This is a genomic window from Streptomyces sp. NRRL S-920, from assembly GCF_000717945.1.
Classification (GTDB): Bacteria; Actinomycetota; Actinomycetes; order Streptomycetales; family Streptomycetaceae; genus Streptomyces; species Streptomyces alboniger.
On record NZ_JODF01000014.1, the window covers coordinates 17,567 to 42,339 of the forward strand.

23 protein-coding genes are annotated in these 24,773 nt (G+C 73.9%); 10 read left to right on the plus strand and 13 right to left on the minus strand.

Features of this window, described 5'->3' with window-relative positions:
- Positions 1–197 precede the first annotated feature (197 nt).
- The 3 genes from IG54_RS0112470 to secD all read left to right on the plus strand — a co-directional run bounded on the left by IG54_RS0112470 (position 198) and on the right by secD (position 4,220).
- Positions 198–1,265: a LacI family DNA-binding transcriptional regulator gene (locus IG54_RS0112470; RefSeq protein ID WP_078594018.1), complete on the plus strand. Its 1,068-nt coding sequence runs from the start codon at positions 198–200 to the stop codon at positions 1,263–1,265.
- A gap of 138 nt (positions 1,266–1,403) precedes the next feature.
- A complete protein-coding gene (locus IG54_RS0112475) occupies positions 1,404–1,781 on the plus strand; it encodes a hypothetical protein (RefSeq protein WP_030781534.1) in 378 nt (125 codons plus the stop codon).
- A gap of 90 nt (positions 1,782–1,871) precedes the next feature.
- Positions 1,872–4,220 (plus strand): protein translocase subunit SecD, encoded by a 2,349-nt coding sequence (secD, locus tag IG54_RS0112480; RefSeq protein WP_037896968.1) that lies wholly within the window; start codon positions 1,872–1,874, stop codon positions 4,218–4,220.
- 79 nt (positions 4,221–4,299) lie between these two features.
- Here the strand turns inward: secD and IG54_RS0112485 are convergent, their stop codons facing one another.
- Positions 4,300–4,893, minus strand: coding sequence for a TetR family transcriptional regulator (locus tag IG54_RS0112485; RefSeq protein ID WP_030781539.1), 594 nt, complete (start codon positions 4,891–4,893; stop codon positions 4,300–4,302).
- Between the two features lie 99 nt (positions 4,894–4,992).
- Between IG54_RS0112485 and IG54_RS0112490 the strand changes: the two genes are divergently transcribed.
- Positions 4,993–5,928, plus strand: a complete 936-nt coding sequence (locus IG54_RS0112490) for an oxidoreductase (protein ID WP_030781541.1) — start codon at positions 4,993–4,995, stop codon at positions 5,926–5,928.
- Positions 5,929–5,955: 27 nt separating this feature from the next.
- On the opposite strand, the gene IG54_RS0112495 is transcribed toward IG54_RS0112490, so the two are convergent.
- From IG54_RS0112495 to IG54_RS0112505, 3 genes are all read right to left on the minus strand, one after another.
- Positions 5,956–6,783: a DUF1206 domain-containing protein gene (locus tag IG54_RS0112495; protein ID WP_420712245.1), complete on the minus strand. Its 828-nt coding sequence runs from the start codon at positions 6,781–6,783 to the stop codon at positions 5,956–5,958.
- Between the two features lie 205 nt (positions 6,784–6,988).
- Positions 6,989–7,408, minus strand: coding sequence for an STAS domain-containing protein (locus IG54_RS0112500; protein WP_158708858.1), 420 nt, complete (start codon positions 7,406–7,408; stop codon positions 6,989–6,991).
- Between the two features lie 173 nt (positions 7,409–7,581).
- Complete coding sequence (locus IG54_RS0112505; protein ID WP_030781547.1) at positions 7,582–8,547, minus strand: helix-turn-helix domain-containing protein; 966 nt, start codon at positions 8,545–8,547, stop codon at positions 7,582–7,584.
- 70 nt (positions 8,548–8,617) lie between these two features.
- On the opposite strand from IG54_RS0112505, the gene IG54_RS0112510 reads away from it, so the two are divergent.
- On the plus strand, positions 8,618–8,989 hold the full coding sequence (locus IG54_RS0112510; RefSeq protein WP_051819462.1) for a cupin domain-containing protein: 372 nt from the start codon (positions 8,618–8,620) through the stop codon (positions 8,987–8,989).
- A 125-nt stretch (positions 8,990–9,114) separates the two neighbouring features.
- Positions 9,115–10,275: a hypothetical protein gene (locus tag IG54_RS0112515; protein WP_030781551.1), complete on the plus strand. Its 1,161-nt coding sequence runs from the start codon at positions 9,115–9,117 to the stop codon at positions 10,273–10,275.
- Between the two features lie 24 nt (positions 10,276–10,299).
- Here IG54_RS0112515 and IG54_RS0112520 read toward each other — a convergent pair whose 3' ends face one another.
- The 5 genes from IG54_RS0112520 to IG54_RS0112540 all read right to left on the minus strand — a co-directional run bounded on the left by IG54_RS0112520 (position 10,300) and on the right by IG54_RS0112540 (position 18,169).
- Positions 10,300–11,916, minus strand: coding sequence for a sigma-70 family RNA polymerase sigma factor (locus tag IG54_RS0112520; RefSeq protein ID WP_106976995.1), 1,617 nt, complete (start codon positions 11,914–11,916; stop codon positions 10,300–10,302).
- Between the two features lie 87 nt (positions 11,917–12,003).
- Positions 12,004–14,811, minus strand: a complete 2,808-nt coding sequence (locus tag IG54_RS0112525) for a helix-turn-helix transcriptional regulator (RefSeq protein WP_234336125.1) — start codon at positions 14,809–14,811, stop codon at positions 12,004–12,006.
- A 42-nt stretch (positions 14,812–14,853) separates the two neighbouring features.
- Entirely contained in the window at positions 14,854–15,789 is a 936-nt protein-coding gene (locus tag IG54_RS0112530) for an alpha/beta hydrolase (protein ID WP_420712246.1), read from the minus strand.
- 160 nt (positions 15,790–15,949) lie between these two features.
- On the minus strand, positions 15,950–17,146 hold the full coding sequence (locus IG54_RS0112535) for an alpha/beta hydrolase family protein (protein ID WP_030781558.1): 1,197 nt from the start codon (positions 17,144–17,146) through the stop codon (positions 15,950–15,952).
- Positions 17,147–17,575: 429 nt separating this feature from the next.
- Positions 17,576–18,169 carry an RNA polymerase sigma factor gene (locus IG54_RS0112540; RefSeq protein WP_030781560.1) on the minus strand — a complete coding sequence of 198 codons (594 nt, stop codon included), beginning with the start codon at positions 18,167–18,169 and terminating at the stop codon, positions 17,576–17,578.
- A 154-nt stretch (positions 18,170–18,323) separates the two neighbouring features.
- Here IG54_RS0112540 and IG54_RS0112545 point away from each other — a divergent pair, with 154 nt between their 5' ends.
- The 4 genes from IG54_RS0112545 (at position 18,324) to IG54_RS0112560 (ending at position 22,312) form a co-directional block, all read left to right on the plus strand.
- Positions 18,324–19,352, plus strand: coding sequence for a MerR family transcriptional regulator (locus tag IG54_RS0112545; protein WP_030781562.1), 1,029 nt, complete (start codon positions 18,324–18,326; stop codon positions 19,350–19,352).
- 167 nt (positions 19,353–19,519) lie between these two features.
- Complete coding sequence (locus tag IG54_RS0112550) at positions 19,520–20,635, plus strand: GNAT family N-acetyltransferase (RefSeq protein ID WP_030781563.1); 1,116 nt, start codon at positions 19,520–19,522, stop codon at positions 20,633–20,635.
- Between the two features lie 67 nt (positions 20,636–20,702).
- Positions 20,703–21,932 carry a DegT/DnrJ/EryC1/StrS family aminotransferase gene (locus tag IG54_RS0112555; protein ID WP_051819463.1) on the plus strand — a complete coding sequence of 410 codons (1,230 nt, stop codon included), beginning with the start codon at positions 20,703–20,705 and terminating at the stop codon, positions 21,930–21,932.
- Positions 21,914–22,312 carry a DUF4440 domain-containing protein gene (locus IG54_RS0112560; RefSeq protein WP_030781571.1) on the plus strand — a complete coding sequence of 133 codons (399 nt, stop codon included), beginning with the start codon at positions 21,914–21,916 and terminating at the stop codon, positions 22,310–22,312. The genes IG54_RS0112555 and IG54_RS0112560 overlap by 19 nt, the downstream gene beginning before the upstream one ends.
- Positions 22,313–22,359: 47 nt before the next feature.
- Here the strand turns inward: IG54_RS0112560 and IG54_RS0112565 are convergent, their stop codons facing one another.
- From IG54_RS0112565 to IG54_RS0112580, 4 genes are read right to left on the minus strand one after another with little or no spacing between them, the layout of a single operon-like run.
- Positions 22,360–22,944, minus strand: coding sequence for a hypothetical protein (locus IG54_RS0112565; RefSeq protein WP_030781574.1), 585 nt, complete (start codon positions 22,942–22,944; stop codon positions 22,360–22,362).
- Positions 22,928–23,902 carry a DUF6286 domain-containing Asp23/Gls24 family envelope stress response protein gene (locus IG54_RS0112570; RefSeq protein WP_030781577.1) on the minus strand — a complete coding sequence of 325 codons (975 nt, stop codon included), beginning with the start codon at positions 23,900–23,902 and terminating at the stop codon, positions 22,928–22,930. The genes IG54_RS0112565 and IG54_RS0112570 overlap by 17 nt, the downstream gene beginning before the upstream one ends.
- On the minus strand, positions 23,899–24,084 hold the full coding sequence (locus IG54_RS41995; RefSeq protein ID WP_030781581.1) for a hypothetical protein: 186 nt from the start codon (positions 24,082–24,084) through the stop codon (positions 23,899–23,901). Before IG54_RS41995 ends, IG54_RS0112570 begins: the two co-directional genes overlap by 4 nt.
- A gap of 41 nt (positions 24,085–24,125) precedes the next feature.
- Positions 24,126–24,662, minus strand: a complete 537-nt coding sequence (locus IG54_RS0112580; RefSeq protein ID WP_030781584.1) for an Asp23/Gls24 family envelope stress response protein — start codon at positions 24,660–24,662, stop codon at positions 24,126–24,128.
- Positions 24,663–24,773: the final 111 nt, after the last annotated feature.

A 24,773-nucleotide genomic window follows, 5' to 3' on the forward strand; every position in this document is an offset into this window, starting at 1 on the left:
CCGGCGGTGCCGGTGCGGGCTCCGGACGGCACCGGGCCGCCTCCGCGTAGAAGAGAGCCACCGGGTCCTTCCGCGGTACAGCAGGGTGAACGTGCGGGCAGGGCAACGTACTCGACGAGGCCTTCACGACCCTCGGCACCGTCCTCGCCCCGCACCTGCGCGACTTCGGCGCGACAGCCCTCGGCGTCGGCGGCGCCATGGCATCCTCGTGGGACCTGATCCGGCCCGCCCTGCGCGCGGGCCTCGGCGGCACCCCGGTCGCACACGTCGCCGAACGCGCGGGGGGCAGCGCGATGACCGCCTCCCGTGTGCTGCGCGACGACCCGCAGGTGCTGCCCGCCACCCGCGAGCGGGTCCGAGCGGCGGCCGCCTCGCTCGGCTACCGCCCCAACGAGATGGCCCGCGGTCTCCGGCTCGGCCGACGCACCGGCCTCGTCGGACTCGTCGTCACCCACCTCGCCAACCCCTTCTCCTCACGCCTCGCCCTCGGCGTCGACTCCGTACTCGTCGGGGACGGACTCAAGACGGTCATCGGCAACACCGGCCAGGACCCGCACGCCGAACGGGAGTTGGTGGCCGACCTCGTGGCCCGCCGTGTCGACGGCATCATCGCCGTCCCCGCGGACGCCGACCAGCGCCACCTCGCCGCGGCGGCGGCCGGGGGAGTGCCGGTGGTGCTCGCCAGCTGCCCGCCCGTGGGCTTCGCGGCCGACTGCGTCCTGGTCGACGACTTCGGCGGCGCCCGCGCGGCCACGGCACGCCTCCTGGACCGCGGGCACCGCCGCGTCGGCTTCCTCGGCTCACCGCCCGCCGTGCACACCGGCACCGAACGCCTGCGCGGCTACGCGGCCGCCCTGGCCGGGAGGGACCTGGCCGTCGACGCCCGGCTCATCCGCCAGGGCCAGACGGAACCGCACGAGGCGACACACGCCGCCACGGAACTCCTCGCGCTGCCGGACGCGCCCACCGCGCTGTTCTGCTCCAACAACCGCAACACCATAGGAGCGTTCCGCGCGATCCGCGCCCATCGCGCCTCGGGCGGCGCGGAGGTCGCCCTGGCGGGCTTCGACGATTTCGAACTCGCCGACGCGCTGGGCCTGCCCCTCATGCTCGTCGCGTACGACAGCGACGAACTCGGCCGGGTGGCGGGGCGCCTGCTCGCGGACCGCGTGCGCGCCGGGCTCCGGGGCGCACACGTCGGGGAGGACCCTGTACCGTCCCGGCAGGTCGTCGTCCCCACCAGCCTCGTGGAGTACGGGAATTGAACCCACCGGCGTGCGGCGGAACCACCCGGGACGACCGTACGTTGAGCGAGGCGTGCGGTCACGCGGTGCGTGGCCGGTGAGCAGCTGACCCGGTCGTCGCACCGGGGGTCGGCGCGGAGGAAGGGATCGGGGGCCCGCGTGTCGCAGCAGCGTCGTTCCGCGCGCCTTGCCTCGTCCGCGGTGGCCCTCGTCGTCACCGTGCTCGCCCTCTTCGCCCCGGCCGCCGCCGCGGCGGCGGCCGGCATCCGGGCCGACAGCACTCCCACCCGCCACACCGTGGCGGCGCACGCCGGGCAGCGGACCGCGGCCGAAGACGCCCCCGCGTTCACCGTCGCCGTCGCGCACCGCCTCGACGCCCACCTGCCGGGCCCGCAGCCGGTGGGCCCGCCGCGTACGGCAGCCGACACGGCGCCGCACCGCGCCACCGGCGGACCGGACACACAGCCCGCAGCCCCGCGCGCACGGTCGCACGAGGCGATCGACTCCGCCGCCCCGCGGGGCCCGCCCCACCGATGAGCACGCAGACCGTCCCCGACGCCTGACCCGGCGCCCACCGCGCCGCCCGGTCACGCGTCTCTCCGTCCTGCCCTCATCCGTGGAGAACCCATGCCCCGTGCGCCCAAATCCCGCGCGCCTGTGTGGCGGGCCGTCGTCGCCCTGTGCGTCGTCGCGCTCTCCCTCTATGTGGCCCTCACGCAAACCGCCCGCCTCGGCCTCGACCTGCGGGGCGGTACTCACATCGTCCTGGAGACCAAGGACTCGCCCACCGTCGAGGCCGACGCCGCCTCGACCGACCGCGCCCTGGAAGTGCTCAGGCAGCGTGTCGACGCGCTCGGTGTCGCCGAGCCCGGCCTCGCCCGTTCCGGCGAGAAGCGGATCATCGTCGAACTTCCCGGCGTCCAGGATCCGCGCAAGGCGGCCGACATCATCGGCCGCACCGCCCAGCTGACGGTCCACCCGGTGACAGGGGAGTCCCCCGAGCCGGGCGGGGCCGAGCCCTCCGCCGACGGGTCGCGCACCCTGCCCGACCCCGACCGGCCCGGCAACCACCTCACCCTCGGCCCCACCGCGCTCTCCGGCGCGGGCGTCGAGGACGCCGAGGCGCTCCTCGACCAGCAGTCCCTCTCGGGCTGGATCGTCTCGCTCGACTTCCGCGACAAGGCGGGCGAGGCCTGGGCGCGCGTCACCGGCAAGGCGGCCTGCGCACCCCAGGACGCGCCCGAACGGCGCGTCGCCATCACCCTCGACAACAAGATCATCTCGGCGCCGGGTGTCAACGAGGACGTGCCGTGCGAGGTCGGCATCACCGGCGGCTCGACCCAGATCACCGGCGGCTTCAGCCGGTCCGAGGCCCGCGACCTGGCCGCGCTCGTCAAGGGCGGCGCCCTCCCGGTGCCCGTCGACGTCGTCGAACAGCGGACCGTCGGCCCCACGCTGGGCGCCGACGCCATCGCCGCGAGCACCCAGGCCGCCCTCATCGGCGTCGCCCTGACCGCACTGTTCATCACCGTCGTCTACCGCCTCCTCGGCGCGCTCGCATCACTTGCCCTCGTGCTGTACGGACTGATCTCGTACGCGGCTCTGGTCGCACTCGGGGCGACGCTGACCCTGCCCGGCCTCGCCGGGTTCGTACTGGCCATCGGCATGGCCGTCGACGCCAACGTCCTGGTCTTCGAACGGGCCCGGGAGGAATACCTCGGCGTCCGGTCCACGAACCTGGCGAAACCCCTCCGCACCGGCTTCGCCAAGGCGTGGAGCGCGGTCGTCGATTCGAACGTGACGACGCTGCTCGCCGCCGGTCTGCTGTTCTTCCTCGCCACCGGGCCGGTCAGGGGCTTCGGCGTCACCTTGAGCATCGGCGTCCTCGCCTCCATGGTCACCGCGCTGGTCATCACCCGGGTCCTCGCCGACTTCGCCGTCACCCGCCGCTTCGCGCGCGAGCGGCCCGCCCTGACCGGCATCGCCGCCACGGGCCGCGTACGCACCTGGCTGGCCCGCCGTGACCCGGACCTGGTGCGCCACCGGCGCCGCTGGGTCGGCGCAAGCGCCCTCCTGGTCGCCGTGGCCGTCACGGGGATCGCGCTGCGCGGCCTGGAGTTCGGCGTCGAGTTCACCGGCGGCCGGCTCGTCGAGTACAGCACCAGCCGGCCCGTCGACGCGGACACGGCCCGCGGCGCCGTGGCGGACGCCGGGTTCCCGCGCGCCGTGGTGCAGGAATCCGGGGACGGCGACATCACCGTACGCACGGAACACCTCACCGACGCCGAACAGCGGCGCGTCAAGGAGGCCCTGGCGGAGCCCGGTGGCACCGTCACCGTCGAGCGCGACGAGCTGATCGGGCCGAGCCTCGGCAGCGAACTGCGGCAGAAGGCCCTCATCGCCCTCGCCCTCGCCGTCGCGGCCCAGCTGATCTATCTGAGCGCGCGCTTCCGCTGGACGCTCGCCGCGGCGGCCGTGTCCGCGATGGTCCACGACGTGCTGCTCGTGGTGGGCCTCTTCGCCTGGCTGGGCAAGCCGGTCGACAGCGTCTTCCTCGCCGCCCTGCTCACCGTGATCGGCTACTCGGTCAACGACACGGTGGTCGTCTTCGACCGCGTGCGCGAGGCGAGGCGCCGCGACCCGCGCGGTGACCTGGCGGCCAACGCCAACCGGGCCGTCGTACAGACGCTGCCGCGCACGGTGAACACGGGGATGGGCGCGCTCTTCATCCTGACCGCCCTCGCCGTGCTCGGCGGCGACTCGCTCGCGGACTTCTCGCTGGCGCTGATCGCCGGGGTGGTGGTCGGCATGGCCTCGACGGTCTTCACGGCGGTCCCGATCGCCGTCGCGCTCGATCGGCGAAACCCGGGGACGCGGCCGCCCGCGCGTCCGGGCGGTACGGGACAGGAACCGGACGGGTACAGCCCGTTGGAGGCACGGAGGAAGAAGGAGCGGGGGACGGGGGCGGTCGTCTGAGGCGAGGGAGGGCCGTCGGAGGACGACGCGGGCGGTCCGGCGATGCACGCCGGGCCGCCCACCGGCGCTCTGAGGGCCGCTACCCCTCCACGCTGTCGAGCGCCGGGGCGATCACCGCGAAGGCCTGGTCGAGCAGGGCGGCCGGATCTTCGGCGCCGTCGCTGTTGCTCCACCGTTGCAGCACGGCGTCGAAGGCGGTCAGCGCCATCCCGGCGGCCAGGCCCGGATGCAGATCCCGGCCGGGGTCCAGCCCCAGACGCCCCGCCAGCTCCTCCGTCAGATCGCCACGCCACTGCGCCTGACGCTCCAGGAAGCGGGCGAGCAGGGCAGGCGTACGCAGGATCAGCTGCACCACGCGCAGTGCCCGGTCGGAGTGGGCGGCGCAGGTGGCCAGGGGGACCCGGACGGCGTGCAGGAGCGCCACCGAGGGCGGCTCGTCCCCGGGCCGCTCCGCGAGGTCCGCGCGCATGCCGGCGCCCATGTCGGCCAGGAACTGGACGACTACGTCCTCCTTGGACGCGAAGTACCGGAAGAACGTGCGCCGGGAGACCCCGGCGGTCGTCACGATCTCGTCGATGGTGACCGCGTCGAAGCCTTTCAGCGCCAGCAACTGAAGCGCTGATTCGGTCAGTTCGTCCGAGACGAGCCGTCGTTTGCGCTCGGCCATGCTCATTCCAGGGCGGTTGCTCACCCATTCATGCTACACGTCATGCCCTAAGCGGCACTCCGTATCGCATTGACACTCAGTGCCATCGGGGGCAACATGTGCCGCATGACTCAGCAGCAGTGGACCACCGACCACATTTCGGACCAGAGCGACCGGGTGTTCCTCGTCACCGGGGCCAACAGTGGCCTCGGCCTGGCGACCACGCGCGCGCTCGCCCGCCGCGGCGCGCACGTGATCCTGGCGGTGCGCGACGAGGACAAGGGGCATCGGGCGGTCGCGGGGATCAGCGCCGAGCAGCCGGACGCGAAGCTGGAGGTACGCCACCTCGACCTCGCCGACCTCGACTCGGTCCATGCCTTCGCCGACGGAGTGCGCGCCGACCACTCGCGACTGGACGTACTCGTCAACAACGCCGGGGTGATGGCGCCGCCCCGCTCGCTGAGCGCGCAGGGCCACGAACTCCAGTTCGCCGCCAACCACCTCGGCCACTTCGCGCTCACCGGGCTGCTGCTCGATCTGCTCGCGGTGGGCAGTGAGCCCCGCGTGGTGACGGTGAGTTCGGTGAACCACCGGCAGGGCCGCCTCTTCTTCGACGACCTCCACGGCGAGCGCGGCTACAAGCCCATGGCCTACTACAACCAGTCGAAGCTCGCCAACGCCGTCTTCGGCCATCAGCTCCATCTGCGCCTCACCGAGGCCGGCAGCCCGGTCCGCAGTGTGCTCGCCCACCCCGGCTACACGGCGACCAACCTCCAGCTGAACGGTCCGGTGGCCTTGTGGCGTGTGGTGTTCGGCCATATCGGCAATCCGTTGTTCGCCCAGCGGCCCGCCGACGGCGCCCGGTCGCAGCTGTACGCGGCGACCGATCCGGAGGTGCGCGGCGGTGAGTTCATCGGCCCGGGCGGCCCGGCCGAACTGCGCGGCGCCCCGAAGTGTGTGGAGCTGGCGCCCGGCGCCACCGACGCCGGGACGGGCCGCCGACTGTGGGAGCTGTCGGAACGGCTGACCGGCGTGCGCTTCGTGTTCCGCACCCCGGTCTGAGGCCTGGGCCGTCCAGCGCCGGGCTGCCTAGAGCTTGCGCCAGCGTGCGTTCGCCCAGGAGAAGAGGCCGAAGGCGGCGAGGCCGAAGGCGATCAGGGCGAGCAGCCAGGGCCCGGCCCCGGTGTCGGCGAAGGAGCGCAGGGTGTTGTCGATGCCCTTGGCCTCGCCGGGCTTGTGGCGCACCGCGGCGACGAGGGCGAATCCGCCGGCGACGGCGAACACCGTGCCCCGGGCCATGCCGCCGAAGACGCCGAGGACGTCGACGATCCGGCGGACCCGCGGCGGCATCTCGGAGACGCGCAGGCGCTTGTGGAACTTCCGCAGGAGTGCGCGTCCGGCGATCCAGATGCCCGCCACGAGCACGGCGGCGCCCGCCGCGGCGACGATCCACCGCCCGCCGGGCCAGTCGAAGGCCTTCGCCGTCACGTCCTTGGTCTGCCGGTCACTGGAGCCGCTGCCGCTGCCCTCGTCACCCGTGGCGTACGCCAGTACGGAGTACGACACGAAGCAGTAGAAGAGGCAGCGCGCGCCCGAGAGCGCCCGCTTGCCCGGCTTGTCGCCGTCGGGCCCGGCCTGCCCGAAGAAGGCTTCCGAGAGCCGCCACAGCGCCATTCCGGCCAGGGCGATGCCGAGCAGCCACAGCAGGACGTTCCCGAACGGGCGGTCCGCAAGCTCCGCCACGGCTCCGCCGCGGTCCGCCTGGCGGCCCCCGCCGTCGGAGAAGGCGATGCGCAGGGCCAGCGCACCGATGAGGAGGTAGATCACTCCGCGGCCGACGAACCCGGCACGCGCCACGGCTGCGACGGTCCGACCCTTGGCCGCCCGTCGGGCCTGGCCCTTTCCACGTGCTGTCATCGAAGGCAGATGCATGGCTCCTAAGTGCCCCCAATGGCTCGCTTCATGCGGTCCCGGCACCCGTCCTCCCACGGACGGACCCCTTTGACCAGTGCTTTCCTGTGCTTTCCCGCGCTTTCCGTGCCTCCCGTGTTTCCTGTGCCTCCTGTGCCTCCTGTGCCTCCTGTGCCTTCCGTGCTTTTCGTGCCTTCTCGCGCGGGCGGCATCAGCGTGAGCCGCGGCCCGCGCCCGAGCGCCCGCTCATGTACGGGGGGCCGGCCGGGATCGTGAAGGTCCGGTCGAGGCGGGTGATGCGCAGTACGCGCCAGTTGCGCGCGCTGCCGGGGACGAGCCATAGGGTGCCCTCGCCCGCGGCCACCTGCTGTCTGATCCGCACCAGCAGCCGCAGACCGCCGGCGTCGAGGAACGTCACTCTTCGAAGGTCCGCGACGACCTGGCGGCCGGTCCGGTCGAGGAGTGCCGTCACACGGGGGGTGAGTTCCTGGTCGGCCCAGGCGTCCAGCTCGCCCCAGAACGCGAGGACATCAGTGCCGTTCACCACGCGGTGATGCAGGCCGAAGGTGAAGTCGGCGGTGCCCGTTTCCCAGTCCAGCAGTGTCCCGTCTCCTTCACTGAGAGTAGTCAACTGAGGGCGGCGCGGCGGTTGGAGACCCGCGCCGGACGCCACCGAATCGCTGGGCGGCACCGAGGTCCCATGTCCATCGTTCCCGCTCAGCGGGGTTCGTACTCTTGTCTGGCAGGTACTTTGAGCGAAGTGTGAAGTTGATGGAGCGTCAGATCAATTACTACGCTGCGTAATTACGGCCGTCGGGGGTCCCGCGGCGTCGCCCGAAAGGCCCTGCGGTAGGCGCCGGGTGTCGTCCCCAGGGCGCGCAGGAATCGTCTGCGGAGATTGGTCGCCGAGGACAGCCCCGAGCGCCGGGCGACGGCATCCAGCGGGAGGTCGGTCGTCTCCAGCAACTCCCTTGCGGAGCCGATGCGTTGGGCGAGCAGCCACTGGCCCGGGCTGACCCCGAGCTGGTCGGTGAAGCGACGGGCCAGCGTCCGCGCCGAGACCCCCGCGCGCGCTGCCAGTTCATCGACGCCGACCGGCTCGTTCAGCCGCCCGGCGGCCCACTCCAGGACCGGCGCGAGCGACCCGTCGAACTGGGTGGGGTGCGCGGGGGTCGCGTACTGCAACTGACCGCCCTCCCTGTGCGGCGGCATGACCATGTTCCGCGCGACCCGCGCGGCGTACCCGGCACCGTGATCGGCCCGCACGAGGTGCAGACACAGATCGACGCCCGCGCCGGATCCGGCGCTGGTGGCCACGTCGCCGTGATCCACGTACAGCACGTCCGGATCGACCTGGACGGCCGGGAAGCGTGCGGCCAGTTCGTCGGCGAGCGCCCAGTGCGTGGTCGCTCGCCGCCCGTCGAGCAGCCCGGCGTGCGCGAGGACGAAGGCGCCGGAACAGATGCTGATCAGCCGGGCGCCCCGGCTGTGCGCCCGCCGCAGGGCAGCCACCACGGTGGGGGAGGGCGCCTCCCGGGTGGGCGTCCAGCCGGGGACGACGACGGTGTCCGCCCGGTCGAGCGCGTCCAGGCCCTCGGTGACGAGCATGTCGTACCCGGCACGCGTCGCGACAGGGCCGGGGCGCTCCGCGCAGACGCCGAACGCGTACCGCGTTGTGAGGCCGGGCCGCTCGATCCCGAACACCTCGGCCGCGCAGGCGAGTTCGAAGGTCGACTGCGGGGCATGGACGAGGGCGGCGACTCGATGCATGGCAGGAAAGTACCTCACCATGACTTTCTGGACACTCGGCGGAGGAGGCCCCCCGGGACAGGCTGATGCCATGACAACGCAACAGCCCCAAGAGCCCCAGCAGTCCCGACAGCCCCAACTGGCCGAAGTGCCCGGTTACGTCTGGTCGGCCGTGGCCGACGCCCCAAGCAGGGAAATCTTCCCCGGCATCCGTCTGCGCCCCCTGTGGCGCGGCGACGACGGTGCCAACGCCCAGGTCCTGGAGATGGATCCGCACTCTTCCTGGGAGGGCATCGACGTGCACGAGCCGGGACCCGAGGAGGTCTTCGTGGTCTCCGGCGTCTTCAACGACGGCCACCGCGACTACCCGGCAGGCACCTTCCTCCACGCCCCGGCGGGCTCCTCGCACGTCCCCCAAACGACGACCGGGTGCACACTGTTCGTCTTCTACCCGCAGGGCTAGCCGAACCGCCCCGCCCGGCGAGACCCCGAGAAGCCCGGGCAATTCGTACGGATCCCCGTCTCGTTGTCGTGCCCGGCGCAAGCAGCGGATACGGTGCTGGCGTGTTGATCGATAGGGAGGGGCCGGTGCCCGGTACTGCGCTGCTCATCGCGGCGGCCCCCGTCAGCAAGAGCCGGCTCGTGGACGCGGCCTCCGTACTGCCCGTGCTCGCGGCGGTCCCGCCCGCCGCGCTCGCCGGGACCGACACGGCGAGCGTGGTGGAACTGGCGGACCCGCTGGACCCGCAGACGGTCCTCACCCGGCTGCGGGCCGCAGCCATGGCGCCGGGCCCGCTGACGGTCTACCTGATCGGGCAGGTCCATCTCGACCGTCGCCAGCGCCATGTGCACGTGGCGCTGGCCCGGGCCACCTCCGCGACCATGCGCTACACGGGCTTCCCGTGGCACTGGTTCACCCAGGAGCTGCGGTTGCGCCCCGCGGGCGCCACCACGCTCATCGTCGACCTGCACACGGACCCCGAGAGCTGGCAGGCCCTGAACGAGCAGCCGCTCGACGCGGGCCCCGGCGTCGCGCTGTACGGCCGCGTCGCCCCGCCGGCCCGTCGCCGTACGCCCGCGGCACCCGCCTATATGAAGGCACTCGCCACCGTCCTGCGCAGCGGCCACCGCCCCCCGGTGCACCAGCTCCACGAGCAGGCCGTCGCCCAGTCGCTCGGCGACGACGCCCAGGACCTGGTGCTCGCCCGCGACCCGCACGTGCCGCCGTCCGCCGACCAGCACCCTCCGCGCCCGGCCGGCCCCCCGGGCGTTCCCGGTCAGAAAACCGACTCGCACACAGATCCGCACACAGAGCCGCACACCGACCCCCACGCCGCCATCACCGCGGCCGTCGAGGCGGGCCGGCACGGCGAGGCGGCGGCCCTCGCCGCCTCCTGGGAGCAGACCGCGCTGCGCACGCACGGTCCGGGTTCGAACGAGGTCATCCATTGGATGGAAGTCCGCGCGGACCTCGCGCGGTTCGCCGGTGATCCGGCGCGCAGCTGCGAGACCTGGCTCGCCGTGGCCACGGCCCGCCTCACCGCCGGGCAGGCCCCCGACTCACCCGAGGTGGAAGCCGCGGCCGACCGCGCCCACCACCTCTGGGACCGCGTACGCGACCCCGAGGCGGTCCGCGCCCTCGGCCCCGACCTGATCAGGCTGCGCCGCCGCGTCCCGGGCCGCCAGCGCGGCACGCTGACGCTGGCGCAGCGCCGACTCGAACAGTTCCACACCCAGCGGGTCGGCTGACGCCGCTCGCCCCGGCGGCGACCCTCAGAGCGCCGTGCCGAACGCCTGCGTCCACCAGGGCCCGCCCGAGCCGTGGTGGATGCCCACCCCCAGCTCCTTGAAGTCGCAGTTGAGGATGTTGGCCCGGTGGCCGGAGCTGTTCATCCAGGAGTCCATCACCGCCGCCGGGGTCCGCTGGCCGCGCGCGATGTTCTCGCCGTACGTGCTCCACTGGTACCCGGCCGCCTTGATGCGGTCGCCGGGGCCCGTGCCGTCCGGGCTGGTGTGGTCGAAGTAGTCGCGCGCCGCCATGTCGGCCGAGTGCCTCGCGGCGGCCGTGGCCAGCTTGTCGTTGGAGCGGACAGGACCGCACCCCGCCTTGGCGCGCTCGGCGTTGACCAGCGCCACGACCTGCGCGGCCGCGCCGCTCGGGGCGGCCTTCGGAGCCGGGGCGGGCGTCTTGGGCCTGGGCTTCGGCTTCGGCGCGGCCTCGGTGGGGCTCGGCTCGGCCTTGGGCTTCGGCTTCTTCTCCTTCGCCTTGTCCTTCGTCTTCGTCTTCGACTTGCTGGGGGTCGGCTTCGCCGAGGGCGAGGCGGAGCGCTTGGCGGAGGGGGACGCGCTCTTGGCGGCCGAGGCGGAGGGCGCGGTGGGAGAGGCGGGGGCGGCGGCGCCGGCCGGGGAGCTGTCGTCGGTCTCCGGGCCGGTGAGGAGGTGCACCGCCGCACCACCGGCGATGAGCGCCACGACCGCGGCGGCGGCCCCGGCGGTGCGGCGCTGCCGCCTGGCACGCGCACGGCGGGCCTGGGTCCGCGTGGAGACGGGCGCCGCGGCGCCGTGCGCGGATGTGACCGAGCCGACCGTGACGAGGTCGGGGCGCGTGACCAGCTGCGTGAGGGCCGCGCCCGCGGGGACGAGCCCGAGCGCCACCAGCAGCCGCTCGGCGGGCACCAGGTTGGACCAATGGCCCGCGCACACCGAGCAGTCACGGGCATGGCGGGCCAGCCGCTTGCGCCACAGCGCCGAGGGCACGCCGTCCCACCCGGCGGTGAGCCGGCCGAGCCCTTCGCAGCGCGGGACCGCAGCCAGGGCGCGCACCACCACGCGGGCCGTCTCCAGCTGGGCCTTCATCCGCTGCACCCGTACCGCAGCGTGCTGCGGGGACAGCTCCAGGGCCTCGGCGACCTCGGCCCGCGTCAACTCCCCGGCGGACTCCAGCCACCACAGCGACAGCAGGGCACGGTCGTCGTCGTCCAGCCACCGCGTGGCCTCGGCGGTCTCCCTGCGCTGCCCGGAGAGACCGAGCCGGGTGATGGTCAGGTCCACGAAGTCCGCGCCCGGGTCCACCACGTCGTAGCCGTCCGCGAGCCCCCCGCCGGCCGGAATGGCGCCCGTGGCACGCTCCCGCCAGTGCCCGCGTATCTGGTTCATGGTGATCGCCACCAGCCAGCTGCGGAAGGTCTCCGGATCGCGCAGCCCGTCCAGGCCGCCGAGGACGCGGAGCATGGTCTCCTGCACCACGTCGTCCACGTCCGCGTGGCCGTTCAGGGCCCGCCCGACGATGTTGTAGACCAGCGGAAGGTACTCCGCCACGAGCGCGTCCTGCGCCTGCTGGTTGCCGTCCTGCGCTGCCCTGACCATCGCGACTTGGCGTTCGCTGCTCACGCTGTGACCACTTTCTGTGTGGGGACCTGTCTCCTCCGACACAAGGGAGACGCACGGCCCGGCTCCGGATAACAGAAACCGGCGGCATCACGGCTCGTCGTGGGTGGTGTGCTGCTCGGACCTGGCCACGAGCCGGGACAGTTCGACGCGTGAGCGTACCCCGAGGAGCGCGAAGACGTTCCGGAGATGGTGATCGACGGTCCTCGGGCTCAGCGACAGGCGCCGGGCCACCTCGCGGTTGGTGGCGCCCTCCGCGACACAGCGGGCGATCCTGAGCTGCTGCGGAGTGAGCAGGGACAGGCCGCCCGGCGGCTCGGCCGTCCTGGCCTCCCCGGTGGCGCGCAGCTCGGCCCGCGCCTGCCCGGCCCAGGCGCGGGCGCCGCACCGCTCGAAGGAGACCAGGGCGTCGCGCAGCAGGCCCCTGGCCTCGCCGGGGCGGCGCCTGCGTCGCAGCCACTTGCCGTACAGGAGCTGGGTGCGGGCGCTCTCGAAGTCGCCGCCGACGAGCGCGTGGCGGGCGAGCGCCACGGTGTAGAGCGCGTCACATTCGTCGGGCCCCGCGAGCAGCGCGTGGCAGCGGGCCAGCTGGGCGGGGGCCTGCGGGTCCGCGCCCTGGGCGGCCCAGGATGCGAACTCCGCCACACAGGCGCGGGCCGCATCGCCCTCGCCGGTGAGGGAGGACGCCTCCACGAAGCAGGGCACGGCGAGCATTCGCACGGCGAAGTGGCCTCGGCGCGGCCCCGGCCGCACCACCGGGCCGAGCCGTGCTGCGGCCTCCGGCGCGCGGCCGCGGCTCAGGTCGACCCGGGCCAGCGCCCACTGGGCCAGCGTCGCGGCCTGCGCGAGGCCGTGCCGGTCGGCGGTGCGTGCCGCGGCGGCGGCATGGGCGGTGACCGCCTCCTCCTGGCCCTCGACGGACGCCACCAGGGCGAGGATCGCGTGGTGCTGAGCGGCGATGTTGCGCTGCCCGGTGCGGTCCGCCGTACGCAGCCCTTCCTCGGCGTGCGCCCGCGCACGCGCGTGCCGCCCGGCGCGCAGTTCGGCGTAGGCCAGATACTCCAGGGCCTGCGGTACGTGGATGTCCATGCCCCGCGCCCGCGCCGCGGCCAGGGCGCGCGCGTTGACGCGGGAGGCCGCCGCGAGGTCGCCGACGACGAGGGCCGCGACCCCGGCCCGCAGTAGCCGCGTCGGCTCGTCCGCCCCCTGCCCCCGCGCCACCACCCCGCGCAGCCCCCGGCTCGCGGCACCGAGCCGCCCCCGCATCACGACGGACATGGCGGCGCGGTACTCCTCGGCCAAGGTGTCGGCGCCCGCCGCCCGTGACCCGGGGGCCGCGTCCGGGGGTGCGCCTAGGGCCGACAGGCAGGCGGCGGCGTCGCCCATGTCCCAGGCCGCCGCCATCGCGCAGAGGCGGGCCTGACGGGCGCCGTCCGGGTCGTGCGGGGCGAGGAGTTCCGCCGCGAGCACGAGGGACTCACGGGCGTCGGCGACGGGGCCGTCCGCCAGCGCGAGCTGCCCCCGGACCAGTTCGACGGCGCCGCGCACCCGGGCGTCCGCCGACTCGGAACGGGCGGCGCCGAGCAGCTCCCGCGCCAGCCCCGGCCGGCCCGCGAGCCGGGCGTGCCGGGCGGCGGCTGCTCGACGCAGGGCACGTTCCCGCGCGGGCCGGGTGAGGTCCGCGGCCACGGACAGGGCGGCCGCGCGCTGTGCGTGGGGCGCCGAACCGGGGGCGTCCGCCGCGGCGGACAGCGCGGCGGCGAGAGGCGCGTCGGGCCCCTCGGCCGCCAGGGCCCGGTGCAGCTGCCGGAGCAGCGGTGGCGTACGTCCGTCGTCGAGGACCGAGGCGAGCAGCCGGTGGGCGGCCCGGCGCCGGGCGGGCGGGGCCCCGGTGTACAGGGCGTCGCGCAGCCCGGGGACGACGAAGCGGATCCGGCCGGCCGAGCGGTGCACGATCCCGGCCGCCTCCGCCGGGCCCGGCGCCGCGCCGTGCAGCCCGGCTGCCGCGCGGGCCCGCTGGACGAGATCCGCGTCGGCGCCCGCGTCCTCGGCCCCGGGCTCATGTGCCGCGGCCACGAGGAGCAGGAACTCCTCGGTGTCCGGCGGAAGTTCGAGCGGCTTCGGGGCGGTGTACGGGGGCGCGCTACCGCAGTACGGGGAAGGAGCGCTGTCGCAGAGGGGCGGGCCGGCCTTGTACGGCCGCTGGGGCAGAGGCTCCCGCCCCGCCAGCTGATGGGGTGTCAGGTCGACGATCAGGTCATGGATCAGACGCGGATTGCCGCCCGCCGCCCGGAGGATCTGCTCGCGTACGACGGTGTGGGCGCCGCCCCGCGTGAGGTCGTCGACGAGCGCGGCCGCGTCGGGCGGTGCGAGCGGGTCCAGGTGCAGGACGGGCAGCGCGGCCAGCCGCGGATCGTCCGCGTGGTGTGCCGCGACGGAGAGGAGGAGGCCGATCGGGTGCGGTCCGTCGAGGCGGCGGGCGGCGAGGCCCAGAGCGGCACGGGAGGCGGCGTCCCACAGATGGGCGTCGTCCACGCAGACCAGCAGGGGACGCCCGTACGCGAGGTCACGCACGGCGGGGAGCAGGGCCTCCGCTTCCTCGGGCGGTGTGCGAGGGGCGCCTCCCGCGCACCACAGGGAGTGCACACCGCCGTACGGGATCAGGGACTGGGCGGGGACGGCGCGCGTGCTCAGGACCGTCCCCGCCCGGGAGGAGCGGAAGGAGCGGGCGGCGTGCGCGAGCAGGGTGGTGCGGCCGAACCCCGGCGCCGCCGCCAGCACCACCACTCCGCCCCGCCCCGCGCGCACGCCGTTCAACAGGGTTTCGATGGCGTGCAGTTGAGTGCTCCGGCCGTATATCCGGAGGGGAGGACCTGTCGCGGTCGTCAGTCCGGCCACGACCGTCACGGTACTTCCGCGCGAGGGGGCTGGGAAGCCTCCTCAGGAGGGGTGCGGGCAGTTTCCCCGGTACTCCTCGATCGTCGCACTGGGGCGGGGCAGCGGGCAGAGGAACTGCTCGTAGCGCAGGTCGTTGTCGATGAAGCGCTTGAGCCACGACACGCTGTACTTCGCGATGGTGGTGTTCGAGGAGTTGGGCGTGAAGTGGTTCGCGCCGTTCAGCTCCAGATACGCCTTGTCGAGGGAGCCCGAAAGGCTCTCGTAGAAGGGCTCCGAGTGCGAGGAGACCGGGGCGATCGTGTCGCCGTCCGCGCCGACGACGAGGGTGGGCGTACGCAGTTCCTGCCAGGTCTTGTCGAGGTTCCAGCCGGTCAGCGGGATGGCCGCCTGGAGCGCGGGGCGGCTCTTGGCGGCCTCCAGGGAGCCACCGCCGCCCATGGAGTGGCCCATGACGCCGAGCCGGCCGCTGTCGACGCGGTCGCGCACGCTGCTGCGCTGGATCAGGTAGTCGAGAGCGGCGAGGAGTTGACCGCCGCGGCCGGCGGGCTGGTCGAGTGTGCTGAGGGTGTCGATGGTGAAGACGACGAAGCCCTGCGAGGCGAGGCGCGGCCCGAGCCACGAGATGGACGACTGGGTGCCCCCGTAGCCGGGGGCGATCGCGATCGCGCCGAACGTGCCGTCGCTCGTGGTCGTCGGGTAGTAGAGGGTGCCGCCGCCGAACCCGGTGACGCCCAGGGACGACACGCGTGTCTCGGACACGGCGTAGTGGCCGCGAACGGCCTCGATGCTCGACACGGTCGGCGCGGGCCCGCGTTCGTACGGGTTCTGCGCGGCGCCCGCGCTGCCCGACTGGGCGGTCAACAGCCCGCCCGCGGCCAGGAGGGCGGCGAGCCCCGCCCGCACCAGGCGCGGGCGGAACCGCCGCGCCGCGCGGTGGGGCGAGGGACTGCCGATGGTCTCGTTTCTGAGCTGCTGCACGATGGTCGCGTCCTTTCGGCGGGACGATGGCTGGCAGCCGCAACTGTCCGGGCACACCCGGCCCGCACGCATCGGCGAAATCACCGGTCTTCAACTACTGCGCGCCGCCGCGGGCCGGGAGTACGGAGAGACCCTGGCAGCGGCCCAAGGGACCAAGGGGTCAGCGCCGGGCGAAGACGACTTCGGGATGGCCCGCCGTCGGCCCGTCGAGGAGCGGCCGCGGCGCGCCGCGCAGCCACTTCTCGTAGAAGGCGCCGATGTACGCGCGCGTGATGCGCTGCGACCGCTCACCGGAGAGCGGTACTTGAAGGTCGACGATTCCCGCCTGCTCGGCGATGACGGGCACGTCGGTGAAGCTGAAGTGCCCGGAGCCCTTGACGGTGAGCCACCGCTTCCAGCCGTCCAGGCCCTCCCAGGTGCGGTCCCAGTTCTTGCCGTCCGCGCGCCCCGGAGTGTGTTCGGCCTCGGTGCCGATCATCAGGAACGGACGACCGCCGATCTCCGCGGGGGCCGTGTGGAAGCTGCCGTCCATGTTCATGCCCGCCCGTACGCGCGGGTCGGTGGCCATGGTGGCGAGCGCGGCAGCTCCGCCGATGGAGTGTCCGCCGACGCCGATCCGCCGCGGGTCGATCGTGCGGGCGTACCGCCAGGCATCGTCACCGCCGGTCAACCGGTCGATGACGTACGAGAGATCTCTGGGCCGCCCCTCGGTGGCGACCTTGCCCATCCCCGGCTCCTGGGCGGGCTCGCAGGCCCGGCAGGTGAGGATCCGCCCACCGGGGAACGCCGTCCCGACGGATTCGTAGGCGTGGTCGACGGTGGCGACGACGAACCCCCGGGAGGTGAGGTCCTCGGCGAGGTGGGTGAGCGTGGTGCGCGGCGCGGTGAAGCCGGGGGAGAGCACGACCAGGGGGAACCGGCCCGGCGCCGGCCGCGCTCCGGAGCGGGCGAAGACGCGGGTGGCGCTGTAGGCGGCCGCCAAAGCCTGGCCGTCCGCCCCCACCGACTCCAGCAGGAGCCGGGCCTCCTCCTCGGAGGTGTACGCCGTGGGGCGCCCGCCGCCGGGCCGTCCGGGGTAGTAGACGGACACCATCAGCTCCCGGGCGCCCGCCGAGGGCACCCAGGGGTCACGGCGGCTCTTGTCGACGAGGTGCAGGGTGTCCCGACCCACGGCGTACGGCCCGGTGGGACGCGGCAGCCGCCACGGCTCCGCTGCCACCTCGGCCACTGCGGCGTGCCCGGCGCCGCTCGGGGCACCGGCGTGGGCGGTCGCCGTGGCCGCGGCGGGCGTGGCGAGAGCGAGAACGAGGGCGGCGGCGAGGGCGCGGCGGCGCCCGCCGATCCAGTCTGTGATCATGCCAAGGGACGCTATGCCAGGGGGTATTGACGGCACGTCGGACCGTGGTCGCACGCGCACCCGACCGCGGAGGGATGCGGATCCCGGCTCCGGGCGGTAGGGCGTGTCCGCGAAGTCCCGTCGTTCGCCCGCAGGGCGGGCGTCGCGGTGCAGGCGGGACTTCGCGGACACGCCCTAGGCGCGTGTGCCGCGCGAGGCTCCGGCACCCCAGGCCGTGGGTGGTGTGACACGCGGCCCCGACCACCCACGGCCCCCGGCCGCCGTTCGGGGGACGACGGCGGCACCCTCAGCGGCGCCGACTCCGCTGAGGCGCACAGGAAGCGGGGTCCGGGCGAGCCCGTCGGCCCCGAGCCGGTGCCGGCCACGGAGGGTTGCTTCTTGTTACCGCCCACGGGGGGCGCGCGGATGCACCCGGCCGAAGATTCTTGGCTACGCCTCGCCCGGCGCGTCCCGCAGCAACAGGCGGAGCCGGTGCATACCGCGCCGCGCGTGGCTCTTGACCGTGCCCAGCGGCCACCCGGTGCGCTCGGCGATCTGCGGCTGGGTGAGGTCCTCGTAGAACGTCAGACGCAGCACCGTCCGCTGCGGCACCGGCAGCCTCGCCAACTCCTGCGCCACCAGCACCCGGTCGACCACCGCGTCCACCTCCTCGTGCCAGGGGCTGTCCACGGGGTACCGGGCCGCCGCGCCCTCGACGAGGGCCGCCCTCCGGGACCGCGCCGCCAACGCGTCCGCTATCTTCCGCCGGGTGATGCCGGTCAACCAGGCCATGGGGCTGCCGAGTTCGGGGCAGTATCCGGACCGGCCGCGCCAGGCGGCGAGGAACACCTGCTGGGCCACGTCCTCCGCCTCACGGCTGTCACCGAGCGCACGCCGGGCCAGCGCCTGCACCCGCGGCCCCCATCGCCGGTAGACCGCGGCGAGGCACGTCTCGTCCCCGGCGGCCAGCCCCGCCGCCAACGCGGCGTCCCTGTCCGGCACTTCCGCGGGCCCCCGCGCGGGGTGTGGCACCGCTGTGCTCATCGGCGTCTCGTCAGCTCCTCGAATCGATCGGCAACCGCCCCTGAACTGACGGGAATCGACTGGGCGGGCCGTGGTCCGGCTACGGCTGGGTCATCCTGGGGACAGCTTCGCGCATCCGGCAACCCGCGTCGATTGTGCGTCGTATCGTGAGCGTATGAGCGAGTCTCGGGGACGCGAGAGGGCGGCGCCGCAACCGCCGCCGGACGACGGCACGGCGGGCGCCCCGATCACCACCGGCACCGTGGCCAGACGGCTGGGAGTGTCACCGACGACACTGCGCACCTGGGACCGCAGATACGGCCTCGGCCCGGCCCGACGCGAACCGGGCCACCACCGCCGCTGGTCGGAGCGGGACATCGCGGTCGTAGAGGAAATGGGCCGCCTCACTTCGCTGGGAGTTCCCCCGGCCGACGCGGCCCGCGCGGCACTCGAAGGCGGCACACGGCCAGGACCTGGCACGGACTCCGGACCCGGGCCCGACCTCGGGTCCGGCCCCGCGTCCGACGCCGGGTCCAGCGCCGCGTCCGACCTCGGACCCGACGCCCACCCATTCGTACGGCAGCGAAGGGGCCTCTCCCGCGCCGCCGTCCGGCTCGACGCGCCCGCCGTCCAGGAACTGTTGGCCGAGTCGGTGGAGCGGCACGGACTGATCGCCGCGTGGCAGGAGGTCATGGTGCCGACGCTGCACGCGGTGGGCCGCAAGTGGGAGGAGGCGGGCGACCGGTACGTAGAGGTCGAGCACCTGCTGTCCTGGCACGTCTCCCGCACCCTGCACCGCTGCGCCACCGCCCCGCCCACGCGGTCCCCGTCGGCGCCGCTCGTCCTGGCCTGCGTCCCCGGCGAGCAGCACTCGCTGCCGCTGGAGGCGCTCAGCGCGGCCCTGGGTGAACTCGCCATCCCCCAGCGCATGTTCGGTGCGGCCGTGCCGGTCGAGGCGGTCTCCGCGGCGGTCCGCAGGACGGGCCCCGCGGTCGTCGTCCTGTGGTCACAGGCCCGCTCCACCGCGAGCGTGCCGCTGGCCCGGCACATCGCCGACGCCCGCTGGGGAGTGCGCGGCGCCCGCGGCCGGCCCGTGGTCATGCTGGGCGGACCCGGCTGGGCGGGTCCCGCCGTGCGCGGCACGCTGCGACCGGCCACCTTGCGCGATGCGCTGACCCAGATCGGCAGAGCACGCGGCGAGTGATCCAACTGCCGCTGGTACAGGCCAGGTTGCCGGCAGCGGGGCTCGCTGACGCCCTTGACACATGCGTACGGTTTCGCGACCTTTGAGCATCGCCGAGCAGTCGAACAGGTCGCCGACCGGGGTACGCGCGCGCCCGCGGCGCGGGTCGGCATGGGGGGGAGCGTTAGGTGGACATCACCATCCACGGGCTCGACGCACTGAGCGACTCGCTGCGCTCGGCCTGGCACCGGGCGATGGGCGAGTCGCCCGAATACGCCAACCCCTTCCTGGCACCGGAGTTCGCCGAAGCCGTGGCCAAGTTCCGCGGCGGCGCGCACCTGGCGGTCCTGCGGGAGAACGGCCAACCGGTCGGCTTCCTGCCGTTCGAGCGCACCCCCTTCGGCGTCGGCCGGGCCATCGGGCTCGGCCTCTCCGACTGCCAGGCACTCGTGCACCGGCCCGGAGTCGTCTGGGACACCGAGGACCTGCTGAAGGCCTGCCACCTGTCCGTCTTCGAGTTCGACCACCTCGTCGAGGAGCAGAAACCTTTCAGCGGATACGTGACGGGAACGTTCGCCTCGCCGGTCCTGGACCTGACGGCCGGCGACGGCAGCTACCCGCAATGGCTGCGCGGCACCTATCCGGGGCTGGCCAAAACGACGCTGAAGAAGGAACGCCGCCTCGGGCGCGACGTCGGCGAGCTGCGGTTCGTCTACGACGAACGCGATCCGCGCGTGCTGCGCACCCTCATGCGCTGGAAGTCGGCCCAGTACCGCAGGACCGGCCGGATGGACCGCTTCGCCCGGCCCTGGATCGTCGGCCTCGTGGACCACCTCTTCCAGGTCCGCGAGGAACACCTCACCGGCGTGCTGTCCGTGCTGTACGCCGGTGACCGGCCGGTGGCCGCACACTTCGGGCCGGCCTCGCGGACCGTCTTCGCCGCCTGGTTCACGGCGTACGACCCCGAGTTCGGCTATTACTCGCCCGGAATGATGATGCATCTGCGGATGGCCGAGGCGGCCGGCCGCCAGGGTGTACGGATCATGGACATGGGGCGCGGCGAGAAGGAGTACAAGGACCGGCTCAAGACCCGTGAGCTGCGGGTGGGCGAGGGCTTCGCGACGCGCCCCCACCCGGTGGCCGCCGTGCACCGGATGTGGCGCAGGCCGGTGCGTGGCCTGCGCAACACGGTCCTGGCCCACCCCGGGCTGCGGGACCCGGCCGACCGGCTGCTGAAGGCGGTCGGCACGCTGCGCACGTCGAGCCGGACGAGTCCTGCGGGCGATGCGCGCGGTATGCGCTGACCGCGACTGCGACCGGAACCGCCCTCGCCCGAACATCTCCTCGACAGCCCAAGAGAATAAGGTGCCGATGCCCTACGGATCACGGCTCGCCGCGCAGATGACACGGCGGCTCGGACGCGAATGCCTCTACACGCCCTCGGCGCGCCTGGCCCTCTACCTGGCCCTGCGCCGCTGGTGCGGGCCGGGCGCACGCGTCCTGATGTCACCGGTGAACGACGACGTGATCCTCTTCGTGGTCCTCGCGGCGGGCCTGCGCCCGGTACTGGCCCCCGTCTCCCTGCGGGACGGCAACATCGACCCCGCCGCCGTACCGGAGTCGACCTGGCGGAACGTGGACGCCGTACTGACCACCAACCTGTACGGCGTCCCGGACCGCGTCGTCGAACTGCGCCGCCGCTGCGACGAGTTGGGCATCCCACTATTCGAGGACGCCGCCCACGCGATCGGAACACGCGTCGAGGGACAACCGATCGGCGCATTCGGCACGGCGGCGGCGTTCAGCCTGTCCAAACACGTGGCGGGAGCGGCCGGCGGATTCCTCGCCGTCGACGACGCCCGCACCCGCCGCGAGCTGGAACGGCTGCGCGACGAACTCCTGGTGCCACGCCGCCTCCGCGCCGATCTGGCCACCACACTGCGGCCCCTGGCCCGTTCGGGCGTCCGCGCCCTGCACCTGGTCCGCCCCGTGTGGCGGACGATGCAGCGCCTGGGCGTACTGGAGCGCGACGCGTTCCGCATGGAGCTGCACCCGCGTCGGCTCGCGGACCGCGCGTCGAGGGCGCCGGACCTGACCGCGTACGAGCCATGGGTCCGCGTCGACCTCCATGGTTACCGCTCACGCCACGGGGCCCTGGTGCGCGCCCAGTTGAAGCTGCGCGTGGACCGGCTCGACGGGGACCTCACCCGGCGAGCCGTGGGGGTCTCCCTGCTGTCGAGCACCGCCTGGGCGGCTCCAACGCTGCGCGAGCGGCCGGGGCGCGACGGCCCGCTTCCCCTGTTCCGGGCCCCGCTCCTGGTCCAGGACCGGGACGCCCTCCTGGAACGCCTCGTGGCTCACGGCCTGGTCTGCGGGTACGTCTACGACCCGCCGCTCGACGACTACGCGGGCGCGGAGTTCGTCGAGCCGTCCCCCGCCCCGTGGGCCGCCCGCTGGTTCGCCGCGCACGTGCTCCCGGCCGACCCGCTTCTCGCCCGCGGGATCACCAACGCCCTGATGCGAGAGGGCGCGAGGCCCGCGCACCCCCCGACGGCAACCGCCACCGCTGCTACCGTCGCGCCATGTCCAAGAGTGAGATAGACACGCTGACCGCCGAGTTCTTCGGTGCTTTCGACAACCGGGGCGGCAAGGCCGCCGATGTCGCCCGGATCCGCCGCCTGATGGTCCCGGGCGGTGTGATCGCCAGTACGGGCGAGAAGTTGACGGTCTACACCGTGGAGGAGTTCATCGAGCCCCGCGAGCGACTGCTGGCGGAGGGCCGCCTGGTCGAGTTCTCCGAGTGGGAGACCTCCGAGCACACCTCGATCGCGGGCGATGTCGCCGCTCGTTTCGGCGAGTACCGCAAGTCAGGGATCCTGGACGGCGAACCGTTCGAAGGGTCGGGGACGAAGAGCATCCAGTTCGTCCGGGGCGAGGACGGCTGGCGGATCGTGTCCTTCGCCTGGTACGACCATCCCTGAGGCCCGGCACGACCACTCTTGACGGGCGGGGCGAAGGGCCGGGCACGTCAGCGCAGGCGGCGCGTCCTGTGGCGCTGAACCGTCAGGCGCACCTCGGCCTCCAGGGCGCGTGGGGCCACAGCCGCTCTCGCCTCGGCGACGGCCTGCCCTGCCAGATCGCGCAGCACCGCCTCCGGGCGGCTGTCGGCGGCCAGCACCAGCGTGATGCGCGCCCGCAGCCGCCGGGGACGGCCCAGGAGGGTCACATGCGCGCGGGCCACACCGTCGACGGCCCCCGCCCGTTCGGCCATCGCCGCGGCCAGCGCCGCACCGGAGAGGGTCACGTCCGGCTGCCCGAGCGGCAGTTCACGCAGGCGCCCCGCGCGCAGCTGCGCCACGCCCCAGCACAGGAACAGCAGTACGCCGACGCAGAGCGCGGTGATCACAAGGGGCGGCCACCAGCCCTGGTCCCGCCAGCGCCCGAGGGCCTCCCCGTCGAGCCACGTCCGGTCGGCGGGGAGCCGGGGCCAGCGCGAGGGCAGCCGCTCGCGGACCGACCCGACCGCGGACGCCAGGGCCACCCCCGACACCAGCAGCCCCGCCGCCACCGCGAGCAGGGCCACACGATTGGTCCCGCTACGGAGTCGGCTCATCGGCACCCCTCCGCGTCGAACCGGCAACACCGATCGCCGACTTGTCCGCCGACGGTGCGGGGGCACGCCAGGCGGGCTCGGTCCGCACCCGTACGCTCAGCCGCAAGGGCTTCGCCAGGTCGCAGGCCGCCAAGGCCTCCTCCGCCGCCTCGGCCACCGCCCGGCGCGCGGGACCCGGCGGGCCGAACCCGAGCCCGGCCCGCACCCGCGCCCGCCGACGCCCGACACCGACCCGCACCCGGGTGACCCCGGGCGTCTCCGCCACGGCGTCCCGTAGCAGAAAGGCCACGGCACGCCGGTCGAGGACCGCGCGGACGTCCGCATCCGGCCTCGCCATGGGCAGCAGGCGCCGACGCCCCGGCGTGACGGCCAGCACCAACAGCACCACGCCGAGGAGGAACAGGGCCGCCGCCATCGCCGCGCCGGGCCACGCGCCCCTGTCCGGACCCCGCGTGACCAGCCAGTCCATCAGGTGAGCCCGCCACCGCGCGGGAGAGCGGTCGGCCGCGTGCACGGACACCACGTCGTACAGCAAAAGGCCACAGAGCGCGGCACAGACGAACGCCAACACCGCGACGGGAACCCGGCGTTGGGACCACGGCCGCCACGCCCGGCCCTTAGCCCCCGCTGAAGGGGGCGTGACCGCCCCCTCGGAGCGCTCCCGCACCCGCAGCTCGCGCACCCGGACCCGGGTCGAGGGCACGGCCAGACCCGTGAGCCCGGCCGTGCGGTCGGCGACGTACGAACGCACCCGCTCGCCCGCCTCGTCGAGGACGGTGGGGTAGGGCAGCGTCACGGCGACGCCCACCCGGGCCCGGCGACCGCGTACGGCGGCCGAGCCCCGCCCCACGTGGACCTCACCCGGGGCCAGGGCCTCCGTGGCCGCCCGCTCGGCGATGCGGCGCACCGCGCGCTCGGCCACGGTCGTCGAGCCGCGCTCCGCCGCAGGCGTGCTCATCGCCGCCTCCGCTCACGGCCGCCGAGGAAGTCCCGCAGGTCCGTGCCGTCCTCCACCAGACGCCCCGCGACGAAGCCGACCGCGCCGAGCGCCGCGACCAGGAGAAAGGCGCCGAAACCGCCGAACCATCCGGCGAACCCCAGGGCCATCCCGGCGATCATGCCTACCAGAGCTGTGCTCACCACTCACCTCACACCGCAGAAGGAGACAGGGGGCAGCGGCGTCACTCCACCCGCGTCTCGCCGGCCGAGTCCGCGGTGTCGTCGTCGGGCAGGCGTACGTCGTTGACCGCGACGTTGACCTCGACGACCTCGAGGCCGGTGATGCGCTCCACGGCCGCGATGACGTTCTCCCGCACATCGTGGGAGACGTCGGTGATCGGCACGCCGTACTCCACGACGATGTCCAGGTCGATCGCCGTCTGCCGCTCACCGACTTCGACCTTCACCCCGCGTCCCACGTTGGGACGCCCGCCGGGGACGCGGTCGCGGACCGCGCCGATGGTGCGCGAGAGACCGCCGCCCATGTCGAACACGCCGGGGATCTCGCGGGCCGCCATCCCGGCGATCTTCACGACCACGACGTCGGCGATGGAGGTCTTCCCTCGGGTGGCGGCAGGCTCGCCCGGCCCGGTGCCCCCCGTCACGGTGGTGGTGCCCGCGCTCTTCTGGATCGTGCCGGTGGAGCCGGTGGAGCTGGTGGATCCGGTGTCGATGCCACCGGACGTGGTCGCGTTCGAGTGGATGTCCTGATTCGCCATGCCCGCGTCTCCTCGGAATCGAATGTCGTGTCGAGCCCAGATCTCGTTCGGTACCGGTCGGGTGCCCGGTTCCCCGCTTGTCTGACACGACCGAAGGGGATTCGTTACGCG